Annotated in this window: 15 protein-coding genes; 11 read left to right on the top strand and 4 right to left on the bottom strand. The window is 59.9% G+C overall.

The window, feature by feature from the left end:
• Window positions 1-20: 20 nt before the first annotated feature.
• The 6 genes from KEC55_RS23400 (at window position 21) to KEC55_RS23375 (ending at window position 8,721) form a co-directional block, all read left to right on the top strand.
• Window positions 21-989, top strand: a complete 969-nt coding sequence (locus tag KEC55_RS23400) for a hypothetical protein (RefSeq protein WP_282511290.1) — start codon at window positions 21-23, stop codon at window positions 987-989.
• A gap of 133 nt (window positions 990-1,122) precedes the next feature.
• Complete coding sequence (locus KEC55_RS23395) at window positions 1,123-2,985, top strand: methyl-accepting chemotaxis protein (RefSeq protein ID WP_282511288.1); 1,863 nt, start codon at window positions 1,123-1,125, stop codon at window positions 2,983-2,985.
• A gap of 368 nt (window positions 2,986-3,353) precedes the next feature.
• Window positions 3,354-3,599 carry a hypothetical protein gene (locus tag KEC55_RS23390; RefSeq protein WP_282511286.1) on the top strand — a complete coding sequence of 82 codons (246 nt, stop codon included), beginning with the start codon at window positions 3,354-3,356 and terminating at the stop codon, window positions 3,597-3,599.
• 52 nt (window positions 3,600-3,651) lie between these two features.
• Complete coding sequence (locus KEC55_RS23385) at window positions 3,652-5,667, top strand: hypothetical protein (RefSeq protein ID WP_282511284.1); 2,016 nt, start codon at window positions 3,652-3,654, stop codon at window positions 5,665-5,667.
• Between the two features lie 40 nt (window positions 5,668-5,707).
• A complete protein-coding gene (locus KEC55_RS23380) occupies window positions 5,708-7,117 on the top strand; it encodes an RNA-directed DNA polymerase (RefSeq protein ID WP_282511282.1) in 1,410 nt (469 codons plus the stop codon).
• A 272-nt stretch (window positions 7,118-7,389) separates the two neighbouring features.
• Complete coding sequence (locus KEC55_RS23375; protein WP_282511280.1) at window positions 7,390-8,721, top strand: hypothetical protein; 1,332 nt, start codon at window positions 7,390-7,392, stop codon at window positions 8,719-8,721.
• Window positions 8,722-8,943: 222 nt separating this feature from the next.
• Here the strand turns inward: KEC55_RS23375 and KEC55_RS23370 are convergent, their stop codons facing one another.
• From KEC55_RS23370 to KEC55_RS23360, 3 genes are all read right to left on the bottom strand, one after another.
• A complete protein-coding gene (locus KEC55_RS23370; protein ID WP_282511278.1) occupies window positions 8,944-10,185 on the bottom strand; it encodes a metal-dependent hydrolase family protein in 1,242 nt (413 codons plus the stop codon).
• Between the two features lie 12 nt (window positions 10,186-10,197).
• Window positions 10,198-11,514: an MFS transporter gene (locus KEC55_RS23365; protein WP_282511276.1), complete on the bottom strand. Its 1,317-nt coding sequence runs from the start codon at window positions 11,512-11,514 to the stop codon at window positions 10,198-10,200.
• Between the two features lie 132 nt (window positions 11,515-11,646).
• Window positions 11,647-12,558, bottom strand: coding sequence for a LysR substrate-binding domain-containing protein (locus tag KEC55_RS23360; RefSeq protein ID WP_282511274.1), 912 nt, complete (start codon window positions 12,556-12,558; stop codon window positions 11,647-11,649).
• A gap of 376 nt (window positions 12,559-12,934) precedes the next feature.
• Here KEC55_RS23360 and KEC55_RS23355 point away from each other — a divergent pair, with 376 nt between their 5' ends.
• From KEC55_RS23355 to KEC55_RS23335, 5 genes are all read left to right on the top strand, one after another.
• The gene (locus KEC55_RS23355; RefSeq protein ID WP_006485974.1) at window positions 12,935-13,138 is read left to right on the top strand and encodes a cold-shock protein; all 204 of its coding nucleotides are present in this window, start codon (window positions 12,935-12,937) and stop codon (window positions 13,136-13,138) included.
• 280 nt (window positions 13,139-13,418) lie between these two features.
• Window positions 13,419-13,643 (top strand): hypothetical protein, encoded by a 225-nt coding sequence (locus KEC55_RS23350; RefSeq protein WP_282511405.1) that lies wholly within the window; start codon window positions 13,419-13,421, stop codon window positions 13,641-13,643.
• Between the two features lie 231 nt (window positions 13,644-13,874).
• Complete coding sequence (locus KEC55_RS23345; protein WP_282511403.1) at window positions 13,875-14,285, top strand: TIGR02594 family protein; 411 nt, start codon at window positions 13,875-13,877, stop codon at window positions 14,283-14,285.
• Between the two features lie 143 nt (window positions 14,286-14,428).
• Complete coding sequence (gene yfcF / locus KEC55_RS23340) at window positions 14,429-15,061, top strand: glutathione transferase (RefSeq protein ID WP_282511272.1); 633 nt, start codon at window positions 14,429-14,431, stop codon at window positions 15,059-15,061.
• Between the two features lie 6 nt (window positions 15,062-15,067).
• A complete protein-coding gene (locus KEC55_RS23335) occupies window positions 15,068-15,250 on the top strand; it encodes a hypothetical protein (RefSeq protein WP_282511270.1) in 183 nt (60 codons plus the stop codon).
• Window positions 15,251-15,305: 55 nt separating this feature from the next.
• Here the strand turns inward: KEC55_RS23335 and KEC55_RS23330 are convergent, their stop codons facing one another.
• On the bottom strand, window positions 15,306-16,742 hold the full coding sequence (locus KEC55_RS23330; RefSeq protein WP_282511231.1) for an efflux transporter outer membrane subunit: 1,437 nt from the start codon (window positions 16,740-16,742) through the stop codon (window positions 15,306-15,308).
• Between the last annotated feature and the right edge of the window lie 7 nt (window positions 16,743-16,749).

Raw genomic sequence — 16,749 nt, 5'->3', positions numbered from 1 at the left:
GAACCTGAGGGAATCCGAGGATGTCGACTGAGAATAATACCGAGGCCGTTGCCGTGGCCACGGGGAAACGACACGCCGGCTTCGGTGCACTGTTGATGCGGCTGTTGACGGCCGATTTGTCGATTTGGAATCTGGTCATCGAGACGGTTGTCCTGACTGCAGCGATTACCCTCGCCTGGCATTGGGGGCTTGGCCAATGGATAGCGAGGAACATCACGGTCATGTCGCTGAGCGCGTGGCGCTGGATGCCGCTTCCTCTCGCGTTGATCTATCTGTTGCTGATCGGTGTCATGCGGCACCGGTCGCTGATGGCCGTGCAGAAGGAGTTCCTCGCGCTCCCGGAGAAGGCGCCGAAGGAGCAGAAGAGCCAGCTCAAGAGCCGGGTCGAAAGAAAACGCAGCCTGTACAAGATGATCGGCGAGGTATTCGCGGCAATGTCGGTGCTGGGTGCCGTGTTTTCGTTGGTGGTTTCCTATACGTCGTTCGATGCACGATTCCTGCGCCCCACTCAACGCGAGATCACCGCGGACTTGACGCGGATCCAGGAGCTGACCGAACAGACGTGCGTCATGGGGGTGTCGGCGGAGATATGTATGAGCCCGCCCACGGTGCGCCAGCTGATCGAAAACGTCGAGAAGGCAACCGATACGATCGAGCGGCGAACTGCGGTAACCGACATGTTGGGCCGCCTGCGTCCGTTGCTTGCGAAGATTCAAGACGGCGCGGATGGCGAACTGGAGCGCTTGCTCGACAATATCGACGCCGCGTACCCGGACGAGGCATTGTTCTCGTTGCTGCAGATGGCCATTGCGTCGTTTCTGGTGTTGACGGTTACCGTCGCGGTCGGGTTCAAGCTCGCGGTTGCCGTGTATGAATACCGGGTCGCGCTCTTGCCTGTTGGTGACGATGCCAAGCCCACATCTACACCTGACACCCAACGTTGCTCGAATGCGCCCTGCGCGACCGAACCGCAGCGATCCACTGAATAGGCGTCGCGACGCCCGTCGGTATCGGGATATATCGATTTGAACATGATGAACATCTGAAATCAGCGATGCGGTTCCGCGCGTGCATGCCGATAACCCAAACTGGCTCAGACCGAGCGGTTATCGAGGGTTCCCCATGCATTTCTGGCGCAAGCTTTCCATTCAGAACAAGCTGATTCTCAGCATGACGAGTTGTCTGCTCGTGTTCGTCGCGATTTCGAGCGGGCTCAGTGTCCGTCTGATCGGCAACGCGGTGCGCGATCGCGTCGTCCGCGAAGAACTGCCGACCGCCGTGAACGGCATTCGCGCCGACGTGCAGCGGCAGATGGCCGGCCCGATCGCCGCATCGCGGATTCTCGCGCGCGATGCGTTCCTATTGCAATGGGAAGCCGACGGCGAACCCGATGCCGGCACGCGCAACTGGATCCAGTTGGCGAAGAACGTGAAGGACGAGCAGAAGGCCGCGTCCGTGCAGTGGGTGTCGGTGAAGAGCGGCAACTACTACAACGAAGCCGGCCTGCAGCGGAAGGTGACCGACAAGGACCAGTGGCTGACCAGCTTCCTGTCGTCCGGCAAGGCGTTCGACGTGAACATGGACCGCGAGGTGACCGTCGGCGGCTACATGATGTTCATCAACAGCCGCGTGGAACTCGACGGCGTGCCGATCGGCGCGGCGTGCATGAGCTTGTCCGTGGATGCGCTCGCGAAGGGCATCTCTGCGTACCGGATCGGCCAGACCGGGTTCGCGTATCTCGTGCGTCCCGACGGCGCGATCATGATGCATCGCGATACATCGCTGATCGACGGCAAGCATTTCCTGAAGGATCAGCCGGGGTTGCCGGGTGATGCGTCGTCTACGCTGCTCGCCGGTAAGCCGTATGCGTACCTGAGCTACGAAGGCGACGGCGGCGCGCGCTTCATCGCGACGTCGTTCATTCCGGAGCTGAATGCTTATGTCGTCGTCGAGGTGCCGCAGGCTGAATTGCTCGGGCCGGTGACGCGTGCGATTCGCAGTGCGGCGCTGGTTGCGGCGGTGGTGGGCCTTGGGGTCGCGCTGCTCGTGATCTGGCTGGTGGGCCGCGCGATTGCCGCGCCGATCCGCCGCGCCGCGACGCTGCTGTCGGAGATCGCCAGCGGTCAGGGCGACTTGACGCGCCGGATGACGGTCGAGAGCCAGGACGAGATCGGGCAGTTGTCGGATGCGTTCAACCGGTTCGTGTCGTCGCTGTCGACGCTGGTTCACCGGATTCGCGCGGCTTCGGCGTCGATTGCTACGGGTTCAGCGCAGATTGCGTCGGGGAATGCTGATCTGAGCGAGCGGACCGAGGGGCAGTCGAGCAACCTGGAGCGGACGGCTTCGTCGATGGAAGAGATCACGGCCGTGGTGCGCAACAACACCGAAACGGCGACGACGGCCGCGAAGATGATCAATGGCGCGTCGGATACGGCGGCGCGCGGCGGGCAGGTGGTGGGCGAGGTCGTGATGACGATGGAGCAGATCAGCGACGCGTCGCAGCGAATCTCCGAGATCATCGTGATGATCGACAGTATTTCGTTTCAGACGAATATTCTGGCGCTGAATGCTGCGGTGGAGGCGGCGCGGGCGGGGGAGCAGGGGCGGGGGTTTGCTGTTGTTGCTTCGGAAGTGCGGAATCTGGCGCAGCGTAGTGCGCAGGCGGCGAAGGAGATCAAGGCGTTGATTGAGCACAGCGCAGGGACGGTGAATACCGGGTCGCGGCTGGTGAGTGAGGCGGGGAAGGTGATGAGTGATGTTGTCTCGCAGGTTCAGGGTGTTAGCGCGATGATGAGCGAGATTGCCGAGGCGAGCCTGGAGCAGAGTGCCGGGATCGATCAGATTGGGGATGCGGTGCAGTCGCTCGATCAGATGACGCAGCAGAATGCGGCTTTGGTCGAGGAAAGCGCGGCGGCAGCGGCGAGTTTAAAGCAGCAGGCGGCGGAATTGACCAAGCTGGTGTCGGCTTTTAAGGTGGATGAGTAAGGGCTGATTCGCGGTTTAGGAGTGAGGCGTTTTTAAGGACGGCTGCCGTGGGTTCACGGCAGCCGTTTTTGCATGTCGGCGCGAGAATCGGTGACCTTTATGGAAATGAAACGCATTTCCAGATTGAAGGTTGGGGTGAGGGGCGATAGTGCTTCCCGCTGTCATTGCGGCATCGGGGCGAAGGTAGTTGCATCGCCGACGGATTCTTATCTGGCTTATCGGGAGAAGGTTGCGGCGGAGGTCGGACCGGCGAGGATGGAAGACCGGGCGGATCTGGACAAGAAATATACGGTCGAGGTGATTGCAAGGCTGGTTAAGCTCATTGGGATGGTCAAGGTGAAGCGATTTCCGGGACGGTGGGGAGTAACGTGCAAAGCGTTGTTGCCTATGACGGGATGACGCTCGGGCCGGATGCGCTGTTCTTGAAGTCGGATGACGGGAAGGTGAGACTTCTGGTTAAGACGGTTCCGCGTTTGAAGGCTTGGGCGAAGAAGGCAGGTATGGGGCTCAAGTCGACGGACGATGTTGCCGTTATCTTCGATAGCGAGACTTTCTATATAGATGTGTTCGCTGATGATGCGGCGACGTTTCCGACTACAATCGGTTACTCTTGAAGAACCGTGTCAGCAGATAATTTTTAGAAGACTCGAAAGCGGGGGGCAAACCATGCAGGTCGACATCGTTGGACGGATACGCAACCTCCAGTTGCCTGTTACGCAACCGCTTGTCCCTCTCTTCGAGTGTCTAGTGAACTCAATTGAGGCCATAGAGGAGAGTGGTGCTTCCGATGGTCGTATCGACGTGTATCTTGAGCGAGAGGCTCGCCAAGTGGCACTGGTTGGCAGTGAGGAAACAGTACTTGCTTCCATACGGGACATTACCATCGTCGATAACGGATCTGGATTCAATGATGGTAACGTTCGTGCGTTCTTCCTTTCCGACTCGACTCGCAAGGTAACTCGAGGAAACAAAGGCATTGGACGCTTCACCTGGCTCAAGGTGTTTAACCAGGCCGCCATCGACAGCACATACTGTCAAGATGACAATCATTGGATGCGTCGAACCTTCCGATTCGTTGTAACGACGGAAGGAGTTGAGGGAGAAGAAGTAACCGAAGCTGAGGTGGAGGAGCGGCGGACTTCGGTAAAGCTCACCAGCTTGCGCGGCGAATACGAAAAGCACTTCCCGAAGTCGCTTGAAACCATTGCTCACAAGGTCATCGACCATCTGCTCATCCATTTCGTAGGCGGTCGCTGCCCGCAAATCTTTCTCCACGATGCGGATGGGCAGTCTTGCAACCTGAACTACATTTTTGCTGAGGAGGCGAAGGAGCGGGCACAGGAGGTGACATTTGAACTCAAGGGCCACGCTTTCAAGGTAACCGTCCTGCGTTACCAGTCTAGCGCGGCCAAGAACCACACCATCTCATACTGTGCCAACCAACGTGAAGTGCTGGAGTGGAAGGCAAGCAAGGCAATACCAGATCTTCAGGGGCGCCTGACCGACGACCAAGGTGAGCAATTCGTCTTCCGCACTTACGTTGCAGCTCCGTACCTTGACGCCAGGGTGAGTGCTGAGCGCACGACTTTCATGTTTCTGCAGGAAACCGATCTGGATTTCCCGGGAGAAATGACGCGTGAAGAGCTTGATGCCGAAGTCATAAAAGCGCTCAAGCAGGTCGCAGAACCGTACACGACTCAACTGCGCGAAGAGAAGCGTCAGCTTATCGAAACCTTCATTCAGCAGGACGCACCGCAGTACCGGTTCCAACTGCAAGAGCGCTATCGAGATAAGCTGGAACGCATTCCAGCTAACGTGTCGAAGGATCAACTCGACATTGAGCTATACAAGACGCAGAAAGACATCGAATTGGAGCACCGGCAGCGCGCGGCCGATATTAAGAAGACGCCGATCGACACTGTAGCTGGTTCTCCTGAGTATGCGGCCCTCTATCAACAATTCCTCGACGAGGAGAACGAACTCGGGAAAGCGGCACTTGCCAAGTATGTTGTCCATCGTCGCACCATTTTGGAAATGCTTGAAACCGCGCTCAAGGTACAAGATTCAGGGTCTTACGCACGCGAGGACCTTGTGCACAGTCTCATCTATCCGATGCAGGCCGATTCCGAAGATGTCGAGTTCTCCCGGCAGAACCTGTGGGTCGTTGACGAACGCTTGGCTTACCACTCGTACCTAGCGTCCGATCTTCCGATGACGCGGTTGAAAGCGGTGAATGCCAATGGCGGGGACGAACCGGATTTGGCCATCTTCAATACGGCGCGCGCCTTCTCTGAGACAAAGAGTCCGTACCAGTCGGTGGTTGTCGTAGAGTTTAAGCGACCTGAGCGCAACGAGTACCCCACGAAGGACGAGAACCCGGTGGAGCAGGTACTGCGCTATGTCAGAAAAATCAAGGAAGGGCAGGCTAAGGACAAGGATGGTAAGACCATCAACGTTGGTTCTATCCCGTTCTATGCGTATATCCTATGCAGCTTGACACCACGTATTAAGGCTATTGCTGACAACCACGACTTCGTCAAAACGCCCGACAATGAAGGATTTTTCAAATACCATCAGGCGCAGGGCTGCTACATAGAAATCGTGTCTTACGACAAAATCCTTGTTGATGCAAAGAAGCGCAATCGCGCGTTCTTCGAGCGCCTCCAAATACCTATCAATTAAGTCTAAAACCGTCTAGAACCTCGGCGGAAGATATATAAAAGTGACCAATCTACAAGATCTCGGTTTAGCCTACCGAAAAGCCAAAGTTGACTTGTACTACTCTTCTCATCCGTCGTTATCAGCGATCGCTGATTATGAGAGCAGCCTGCATGCGAACCTGACGGCGCTTCTTGCAAAGATTCATGGCGATGATGAGTCTTGGGTGACAACTCCGGAATTCATCGGCGGTTGGACCTTGGCAACCAAGTCTGTAGACATGGACTGCTGGGATCGATACCGCGAGAAGCACGGAAACGGTTTGATCTTTTCCTCCCCGGTGGACGAGTGGGAAACCGTCTGCAGCCTGTTGGAGAAAACCGAAGAGCCGAAAAAGCCCAAAGCTGAGTTTCGCGTGATGGCGCAATGTAGTGTGGATTTTCACGTGCTGTCCGCGCTGTGGATGCTTGAGGTGGGTCACCTGTTCGATGCTCAGTTGACCGGTTGCGCTTATGGTAATCGGCTACGTCGAACCACGGACGGAAAGGGTATTAACAAGCTCTCACTCGGCTCGTTCCAACCCTATCTCAAGCCTTTCCGTGACTGGCGCGACAACGGCATTGCAACCATGCGGGGCGCACTGGATGCTGGCAAAAAAATCGTGGCGCTCACGGCGGATGTTAGCTCCTTCTATCACGAGCTCAATCCGGGCTTCATGCTCAATCCAGTCTTTGTCACAGATGTGCTGGGATTGGAGATGGACGCCAATCAGGCGAAGCTTCATCGCATGTTCATTCGGGCGCTACTTGCGTGGGCAGCGGTTACGCCGTTGAAGAAGGGGTTGCCGGTCGGGCTGCCCGCCTCAGCAGTTGTGGCGAATGTCGCGCTGGCCGAGTTGGACCGAATGATCGAGCAGCAATGCGCGCCGCTATATTACGGTCGATATGTGGATGACATCCTTCTGGTGATGGAGGACGTTGCCAGCTTCCGCTCAACCTCAGAACTTTGGGAGTGGCTGTTCGCGCGTTCTAACGGCAACTTGGGTTGGGTGACTCCAACGGAGCGCAGTCAGATTGGCTTTGCTCCAGGCTACTTGAGCGATAGCAAAATCCATTTCGCCAACTCTAAGAACAAGGTGTTTGTATTGGCGGGAGAGCCGGGCAAGACACTGGTGGACGCTATTGCTCACCAGATCCATGAGCGCGCCAGCGAATGGCGCGCCATGCCCAGATTGCCGCGATCTGCTGACCACGTTGGTACTGACTTACTTGCCGCAACGCAAAGCGATGGCGAGGCCGCCGACAACTTGCGCAAGGCCGATGCACTGACAATGCGCCGTGCTAGCTTTGCCATCAAGCTCCGGGACTTCGAAGCATATGAACGTGATCTAACGCCAGATGCTTGGCGAGACCATCGACGAGCCTTTTTCCGCGCGTTTGTTCAGCATGTGTTGGTGCTGCCGCAATTTTTTTGATCTGGCAGTTTACTTGCCACGAGTCATTCGCCTAGCAACTGCGTGCGAAGATTTTGAAGACCTGCGCAAGATCTTGCAAGCGCTTGAACGTCTTTGTCGGCAAGTAACGCAGAACTGCGAGCTCAGCGTTAAGGCCTGCCCTGCAACTGCCACCCGTATTTGAGATGACGATTCGGTGGCAAGTTCAGCTTTACGCCACCGTGCAAGAAAGCATTTGTGCGGCTTTTCCGCCACGATTGTCCAGAGTTGGTCAGCAAGCGTGGCAAGCGCACATGGCAGACTATTCCCCGACAGGGGGTGTCGGTGGCCTTTTCTTCAATTGGTTCTCGTCACCGAAGGCGTTTCAAGTTGAGCAAGCGCGTTTGTTTTCGTTTGATCTAGCACACATGCCTTTCCGCTTCATCGGCTTTCCGAGCGAGATGGTGGCCCAGCGCGGCATTCCGGCGAAGAAGACTGCCACGCACTGTGCTAACGCCGCCGAGTTGTTACCGAAGAGCTTAGTCGACGGCATCGAAATACTTGCCAAGTTGACTCGATTTAAATGCTTGCCGCATGGATTTCTGTTTGCCTCCCGCCCGTACAACTTGCCTGAGCTGTTTATTTTGAACAAGGCAGCCTATGAGGCTTCGGAACATGCTGCTATGAGAGCAGTGGTTCTTGCTGTGCGTGGATTCACCCTCGGTAGCGCGGCGCCAAGCTTCGACAAGCATGGTGTTCTGCAGATTCCGGATGAACAGCAACAGCGTCGATACGGCATTGCTGTGTCGAGTTGGAAAACGCGCATGGCGAGCTGGACAGCGGCGGTCATGCGTATGCCGGATCCCGATGCAGATCGCTACGCACGCCTGTGCCGTTTGCTCGATGGGGTGATTGCCCAGCCGCAGCACAGCCGTTACCTCGTACTTCCAGAGCTTGCCCTGCCGGCACACTGGTTTATCCGCATCGCCCGCAAGTTGCACGGGCGTGGTATTTCTTTAATCACCGGCATCGAGTATCTGCACGCTAGTAAAGGACGAGTGCGCAATCAGGTGTGGGCTGCGCTGTCACACGATGGACTTGGATTCCCTTCGTTGATGATCTATCGGCAGGACAAGCAGCGGCCAGCGTTGCATGAGGAGCAGGAGCTAGCGCGCCTAGCTAATCTAGAGCTTAAGCCAGACAAGGCTTGGCGGACGCCGCCTGTCCTCCAGCACGGGGATCTACGTTTTGCGTTACTGGTGTGTAGTGAACTGACCAACATCAGCTACCGTGCCGCTTTGCGCGGCAAAGTGGATGCGCTGTTTGTGCCGGAGTGGAATCAGGACATAGAAACCTTCAACGCCCTCGTAGAGTCGGCCGCGCTAGATGTGCACGCCTACATCATTCAATGCAACGACCGTCAATACGGTGACAGCCGGATACGCGCGCCGTTCAAAGAGAGTTGGCAACGTGACCTGCTTCGAGTCAAGGGGGGCGTGACTGACTATTGTGTGGTCGGTGAAATCGATGTGCAGGCGCTACGTCAGTTTCAGAGTAGCCACCGCTCTCCAACCAGGCCATTCAAACCGGTGCCAGACGGGTTTGAGATTGCGTTTGGCCGAAAAGTGTTGCCTGGAGGGGAGTGAATAAGAGTTGGTTTGTTTCATGATCGTGTGAATCTAGGTCCTCAATTACATACTGACCGTTTGCGTAGTGCTTCCCGAACGCGACCGACCGCCGGGGCGACACCGCCCTGGCCATTGCCGCAAACGCCGCGACTCACACCCGCTACCACCATCAACAACTGTCACGACCGCAAGGCCCGTGAGGCCGCGCTACACCCGCCGAAATAGCCGCATGCCTCCACATCAACGCCCGCTATCACGCCGCTTCACAATCGCTCCCCGCTGCAATACATACTCGACCCGCGCGCCTTCATCGGCCACCACCCCGATATTCTCGAGCGGATTGCCATCCAGCACGACGAGGTCGGCGATTGCTCCCACCGCAACCACCCCAAGCAGCCCCTGCATATTCACAATCTCCGCCGCCACCGTCGTCGCAGACCTGAGCGCTTCCAGATTCCCGAGCACTTCCGCCCGAATCCGGAACTCACCCGACTGAAACGCATGCATCTCGCCGAGCAGATCCGACCCGAACCCCATCTTCACGCCGGCCTTCGCATAGATCTCAAGCGACTCGCGACCTTTCTGCTGCACGGAAGCCACCTTCGCGACGGAGTCGGCGGGCATCCCGAACTCCGCGCCATGTTTGGCCAGCGCGTCATAAGTCACCAGCGTTGGCACCACGAACGCCCCATGCTCATGCATGATCTTGGCGGCCGCTTCATCCACGAGATTCCCGTGCTCGATCGTCCGCACACCGCAGCGCACGGCCCGCGCAATCGCCCGCCCCGTATACGCATGCGCCATCACATAAGTATTCGCAGCCTCGGCTTCATCGACGATCGCACGAATCTCATCCTCCGAATACTGCGTATTGGCAATCGGATCTGTCGGCGAAGCGACTCCACCTGAAGCCATGATCTTGATCTGCGTCGCGCCTTTCTGAATCTCCTCACGCACCGCGAGCCGCACACCTTCGACGCCGTCAACGACCCGCGCAATCGCCCCCGTCCGAAAGCAACAAGAACAGGGCTCCAGCAAATCCCCCCGAGGCCGAAAATCCCCATGCCCGCCGGTCTGCGACAACGCCTTCCCCGACGGGAAAATCCGCGGCCCAGAAACCAGCCCCGTCTCGACCGCCTGCATCAAACTCCAATCCGCGCCTCCCGCATCCCGAACGCTGGTAAACCCACGCGACAACATCGCATCGAGAATCGGCAGCGACCGAATCGCCGCGAGAATATTCGGCTGCGTCGCATTCGCGCCAAGGTTCGCATTCGAAGCCAGCACATGCACATGGCAATCGATGAACCCCGGCATCACGGTCTTGCCGCGTACATCGATCACCTGCGCATTCGGAAAATCCACCGGCCGATCGGTGACTTCGACGATCCGTTCGCCTTCGATCACGACATGATGATGTTCGAGCAACACGCCTCGTTCGAGGTCGAGCACGTTGCCGCCTTGAAGCACGGTAATGGTCATGGAGAAATTTCCTTATCGAGTCATGGAGGCCGTACGCTTCGCATCCTTCACGAAGCGCGTCCCGACGAAACTGACTGCCGCCGCGAGAATCACGTAGAAAGCAGGCGCCATGTTGCTGCCCGTGCGGGCGATGAGCCACGTAATCAGGAACGGCGCGAACCCGCCGAAGATCGTCACCGCGAAGTTGTACGCAACCGAAAGCCCGGTCGACAGCACCTTGGTCGGAAACAGCTCCGCGAACGCCGCGAGGATCGGCCCCGTATAAGTCGCAATCAGCACGCCGAACACGGCCTGGAACACGATCAACGACGCGAACCCGGGTGCATGATTGATCCACGCGAACATCGGCCACGCCAGCACGAGGATCGCGAGCGCCGAGCCGGACAGGAACACGCGCCGTCCCCACGCGTCGGCGAGCCGGCCGACGATCGGCGAGCAGCACATGATCATCAGCCCGCCGACCATGCCGGCCGCGAAGCCGGTCGATTGCGGCAGATGCAGCGTGCGCACGGAATACGTCGGCATGTAGAACAGCAGCACGTAGGTACAGACGGTCCACAGAATGACCATCGAAAAACTCGCGAACGTTTCGCGCGGGTAGGTCGACAGCACCTCCTTCAAGGGCGAGCTTTCCTTCGCCTGCGATTCGACGGCGCTGAACGCGGGCGTCTCGTCGATATGGCTGCGGATGAAGTAACCGACCGGCCCGACGATGATCCCGAGCAGGAACGGCAGCCGCCAGCCCCAGCTATGCAGTGCCTGCGTATCGAGCGACGTGGTAACGAACGTGCCGGTCGCCGCGCCGAGCAGCACCGCGAAACCGATGCTCGACTGGATCCAGCTCGAGTAATACGCGCGTTTCTCCGGTGGCGCGTATTCGGTGAGGAACGCCGTGGCGCCGCCCATCTCGCCGCCGGCCGAGAAGCCTTGCAGCAGCCGCGCGACGACGATCAGGAGCGGCGCGGCGATGCCGGCCTGTTCGTAGGTCGGTGCGATCCCGATGAGCGCGGTGCCGGCCGCCATCAGCAGGATCGTGAGCGACAGCGCGGCCTTGCGTCCGACCTTGTCGGCATAGACGCCGAGCACGATGCCGCCCACCGGCCGCATGAAGAAGCCGACGCCGAACGTCGCGACGGTGAGCAGCACGGAGGTCAGTTCGTTGCCGGTCGGGAAGAACAGCTTCGCGATGATCACCGCGAAGAAGCTGTAGACGGTGAAGTCGAACCATTCGAGGCCGTTGCCGATCACGGTCGCGACGATGGCGCGGCGGCGTTGCTGCACGGCCGCATCGACGGAAGGCGCGGCGCGCGGGGAAAGCGTTCCTTGCATGGTCTCTTCCTTTGTCAGAAGACGGGACGGCTGCCCCGCATGAATCCCATGCTACGGATAGGCGCAATTTTTTCTGAAACGAAAGATTCGCATGCACGCATGCGCTGGACGCATGCATCGCGCTCGGGACCTTCAGGGCGCGGTCTGTTTCTCCGCCTGTTCGAACAGCCAGCGCGTGAACAGGCGGGCGGCCTGGTTCTGCGCGCGGTCGTTGGGCGAGATCACGTAGTAGCCGCCGCCGTGGCTCGCGGACGCATCCGTCACGCGCACGAGCAGCCCGGCTTCGATGCACGCGTCGATCATGTAGCGCCAGCCGAGCGACACGCCCTGGCCGAGAATCGTCATCTGCACGATCTGCGGATACGAGTTGATCATGATGTCCTGCGGCTGCAGCTTCTGCCGGTCGACGTCGTTCATGTCGAACCATTCCGGCCACGACATCCATTGGCGCTGGCCGTCTTCGAGGCGCAGCAGCGTTTCGTTCGCGAGGTCGGCCGCGCTCAGCGTGCGGCCGGCCAGATAGCCCGGCGCGCAGACGGGAAACACTTCCTCGTCGAAGAGCTTGCGCACGGTGTATTCGGCCGGGGCCTGCTGGCGCACGTAGTAGACGCCGACGTCGAATTCCGCCGGCGACATCGAGGCAAGGCCGTCGCGCACGATCAGGCGCAGCTTGATGTTCGGATACGCGGCGCGAAAGTCCGGCAGCCGCGGCGTCAGCCACAGCACCGCGACGCCGGACGAGCACGCGATCGTCAGTTCGAGATCGCCGTACGGTTTCATCACGTCGTGCGTGGCTTCCGCGCATTGCGTGAGCAGATGGTGGACCTGCGCCGCGTATTGCTCGCCGGCGATCGTCAGCCGCAGCGAGCGATGTTCGCGCACGAACAGCGAGCGGCCGAGGAATTCCTCGAGCTGCTGGATCTGGCGGCTGATCGCGCTTTGGGTCAGGTGCAGTTCGGCGGCGGCTTTCGTGAAGCTCGCGTGCCGCACGGCGGCTTCGAACGCGACGAGGCACTGCAGGGGCGGAAGCGGCGTGATGCGCATGACGGGCGGGGAATTGGGGCGGGGACTGCCGATATGATACGGGCGGATCGAACGGAAATCACAAAGCGGGAAGGGCCTAGCCGATCGGCGTACTCGTGCGGAGATCGTGGGCACGCGCGCCCGGCCAGGCAACGCACGCAGCCTGTTAGGGCCGCATCGATTCGCCCGAAGAGCGGATCGCGAGGTAAAACAGTTACAAGTTAGCTGTTGACGCGCTCAAGCCCGGCGGTTAGTGTATGCGTCGAAGTCCAAGAAGTCCGATTGCTGTTCATCAATTGCTCGCTCTCCTCAGCGGTATTCGTTGTCCACTCCCTCCTTGATACTTCACGCGCTCTCCAACAGGGCAAATCTTTAATTTTTTTCTCAAGGAATCTTCATGGATACCGGTATCGTCAAGTGGTTCAACGACAGCAAAGGCTTTGGCTTCATCACGCCGGACAACGGCGGCGACGACCTGTTCGCTCATTTCTCGGAAATTCGTGCCGACGGCTTCAAGACGCTGGCTGAAAACCAGAAAGTGAGCTTCGAGACGAAGCAAGGCCCGAAGGGTCTGCAAGCGGCCAACATCAAGCCGCTGTAAAGTTTGAAGGGCCCGGCCTCCCACGATGGGCGCCGGGTCGCAGCGACATCCTCACGGAGCTTTGTCTCCTAAAGTTGGCGCGATTGTTCTTGGCTGCGTCTGTTCATTCAGCAGCTAACCAAGCGCCACACGCCTCGTTGCACTTCATTCCCCCCTCCGGCCACAGCGCCTTATTTTCGCTTTCCGACTGCTTCAGATTCAGCTCGCAATGGCTTTGAGTCGGCGCATCCGTGCACATTTCGCACGGCACGCGCGCAGTCGAACATTATTAAAATTAAAAATGCCAAACAAACGAATTCAGCAATACAATGGCTATGCCGTCCAACCCTCGGCGCATTGTTTGCCCGACGGCAGTTTTTCAGCCAACCTGCAGCTCGAACGCATCGATAGCGCGTCCGCCGAAGGCCGCTACCGGTTCTATTCGCTCGATTACTTCGCGACTGAAGCGCAGGCACTGCGGCACTCGGCACGCTGGGCACGCAACTGGGTCGATACGCGCGGTTAAAGGCAACCCCGTGGTGCCGGGCACCCAGCGCATGTGAGTCACCCGGGGGCGCGCAACATCGCGCGCCCGAACCTCGCGTGCGGTCGATTCTCTACCCACCCAACTGGATGACCGAACGATGCTGCCAACTTCCGCATTCGTGCGAAGATTGTGCACACATCACACTCGCCCGAGAACGACGTGACCCTATCCAATCCTGAGCGCAACCCGGAGGCCGCCCATCCGCCGTGGATGCGCGTCGCCCTGGCCGAACTCGGCATCCGTCGCCATCCGCCGGGCAGCATCAACCCGCGCATCGTCGAATACAACAACCAGACGAACCTGGTCGGTTACGACGACAAAATTTCCTGGTGCTCGTCCTTCGTCAACTGGTGCATGAAACACGCCGGATTCCGCGGCACCGGCTCCGCACTGGCACGCTCATGGCTCGAATGGGGCCGCCCGCTGGACCGCCCGGTCTACGGCTGCATCGCGATCCTGACGCGTGACGACCCGACGAGCTGGAAAGGGCACGTCGGTTTCTACCTGCGTCACGACGCCGAACAGGTGTACCTCTTCGGTGGCAACCAGCTGGAAGAAGTCCGCGAACTCGCGTACCCGTTGAACGAAGTGATCGGATATCGCTGGCCCGCCGCCGCGTGACCACACGGCGGCAGCGCACACAAAACAGCAAACAACGCGGTTTCCGCCGCTGCTAATCTGTCGAACACACCGCATTGACCACCCGGAGCCCGGCGGCGCGCCAACCGGCAATCGCCGACCTCCGCACCCACAAGGAGCCTGCAGTGCAAACCGGTAATCTCCGTCTCTACGCGGATGCGCAATACACGAGCCCTTACGCGATGTCGGTCTTTGTCGCGCTCGAGGAAAAGGCACTCCCTTACGAACTGGTGACCGTCGATCTCGGCAACCGCGCGCATTTCGCGCCGGACTATGCGGCGACGTCGCTGACGCAACGCGTGCCGACGCTCGTGCACGACGATTTCGCGCTGTCGGAATCGTCGGCGATTACCGAATATCTCGACGAGACCTTCCCGGGCACACGGCTCTATCCGGCCGAGCCGCGCCAGCGTGCGCGGGCGCGGCAGGTGCAGGCGTGGCTGCGCAGCGACCTGATGGCGATCCGCACGGAACGGTCGACCGAAGTGCTGTTCTACGGCCCGTCGAGCGAGCCGCTGTCGAGTCTCGCGCAGGCCGCCGCGCAGAAGCTGTTCGCGGCTGCCGACAAGGTGCTCGCGCCCGGTGCGGTGAACCTGTTCGGCGAGTGGAGCATTGCGGATGTCGATCTGGCGGTGATGCTGAACCGTCTGGTGCTGAATGACGATCCGGTGCCGCAGCGCCTCGCCGACTATGCGCGTGCGCAGTGGGAGCGGACGTCGGTGCAGCGCTGGGTGAAGCTGAAGCGGCCGCCGCTGTAATTCGCGATGAATGTGATCGGGCCGATCGTCATCGTGCTCCTGCTGGCGGCAGGCGTGTTCGCCGCGATCCGGTTCTGGCACATGCTCGTCACGCGTATCGTCACCGTGATCGCTGGGCTGGGTATCGCATGGTTGGCGGTCTACTTGATCGCCTTGTCATCGGTCCAATGTCTCGGATCGTGCGGCTGAAGGGCGGGGCGGGGCGCCGGCAAGTGTTGAGGCCGGCGCCGGATCGTGACTGCGCCTAGTTCTTCGCCACAGCCTCCACCTCCGGCCCGCCGGCCGCGTCATTCCTGCTCCACCCGCCCCCAAGCGACCGATACAACGCCACCGCCGCCAGCGCATGCTCCCGCTTGAGCTGATTGAGCGAATCCGAATCCCGCAGATAAACCTCCTGCGCCGACAGCACATCCAGAAAATCCGTCGCGCCACCCTTATAGAGCTGATTCGCCAACCCAAGCGCCTTGTCCGATGCAGAGAGCGCGCTACCCAGCTTCCGCGTCGCCTCGTCGGAACTGACGAGATTCGCACGCGCATCCTCGACTTCGCGCAACGCTTGCAGCATCGTCTGCCGTAACCCGAGTTCCGACTCGCGCATCCGGCTTTCGCTCTGCGAGATATCGGCGGTAATCCGCCCCGCGTTGAAGATCGGGCTCGTCGCACTCAACGCCGCGCTGAACAGGTTATCGGTCAACGTCGGCAACCCGAGATACGAAGCCGCCAGAATCCCGTCCGTCAGGTTCAACGAAAACTTCGGATATCGCTCGGCTTTCGCCACGCCCACTTGCGCCGCACGCCGCTCGACCTGCGCATAAGCCGTCAGCACATCGGGCCGCCGCAACAATGCCTGCGAAGGCAGCGTTCCCGGCGCGCCAACCGGCGGCGCGGGAATTTCCCCGGCCTGCGCCAACACGAGCCGATCGACCGATTCCGGCGTGCGCCCCGAATACACGGCTATCAGATTGAGCTGATGCGAGATCTGCGCCTGCGTCGGCGGAATCCGCGCTTCGAGCGCATCGAGCTGGTTCTGCGCGCGGGTAACGTCGAGCTCCGTCGACAACCCGAACGCCTGCCGCTTGCGCGTGAGTTCGAGCGCGTGCTGCCGGATCTTCGCGTTGTCCTGCAGGATCTTCAACTCCTGCTGCGCCCAGCGCAGATCGACATACGCGGATGCCGCATCGGCAGCAAGCGCGAGCCGCATCGCATCTTCCGCATGTTTCTGCCCGACGAGTTCCGCCTGCGCGGCAAGCAAATCGAGCCGTTCACCGCCGAACACATCGGGCGACCAGCTCAGCGCAAGCCCCGCGCCAGCCTGCCGCACATACCCGAGCGGCGGCGGCGTGTTCTGCCGCGCGTCGGCCGCATGCGCGGTCGCGTCGAGTTCGGGCAGCAGCACCGCGCGCTTCTGCACGGTCAGCGCCTGCGCCTGCTTCACGCGTTCGGCGGCTGCCTGCAGATCGAGGTTGCCGTCGAGCACGGTGGCGATCAGTTGGTCGAGCACGGGATCGTGGAATTGCGCCCACCATGCGGCGGCGTCGATGCCAGCGCGCGGCACGTCCGTATCCCAGGCAGCGGGCGCGAGCGTCTGAACGGATTCGGGCAGCGCCGGATGCTGCGCGGGCTGCACCGCACACCCGGCGGCGAATGCACTGACAGCCAGCGCGAGAAGTAGCTTTTTCATGATGACG

This window comes from Burkholderia cepacia (assembly GCF_029962485.1).
Classification (GTDB): domain Bacteria; phylum Pseudomonadota; class Gammaproteobacteria; order Burkholderiales; family Burkholderiaceae; genus Burkholderia.
Note: the sequence above shows the minus strand (reverse complement) of the source record. Positions and strands in the feature narration are given on the sequence as shown.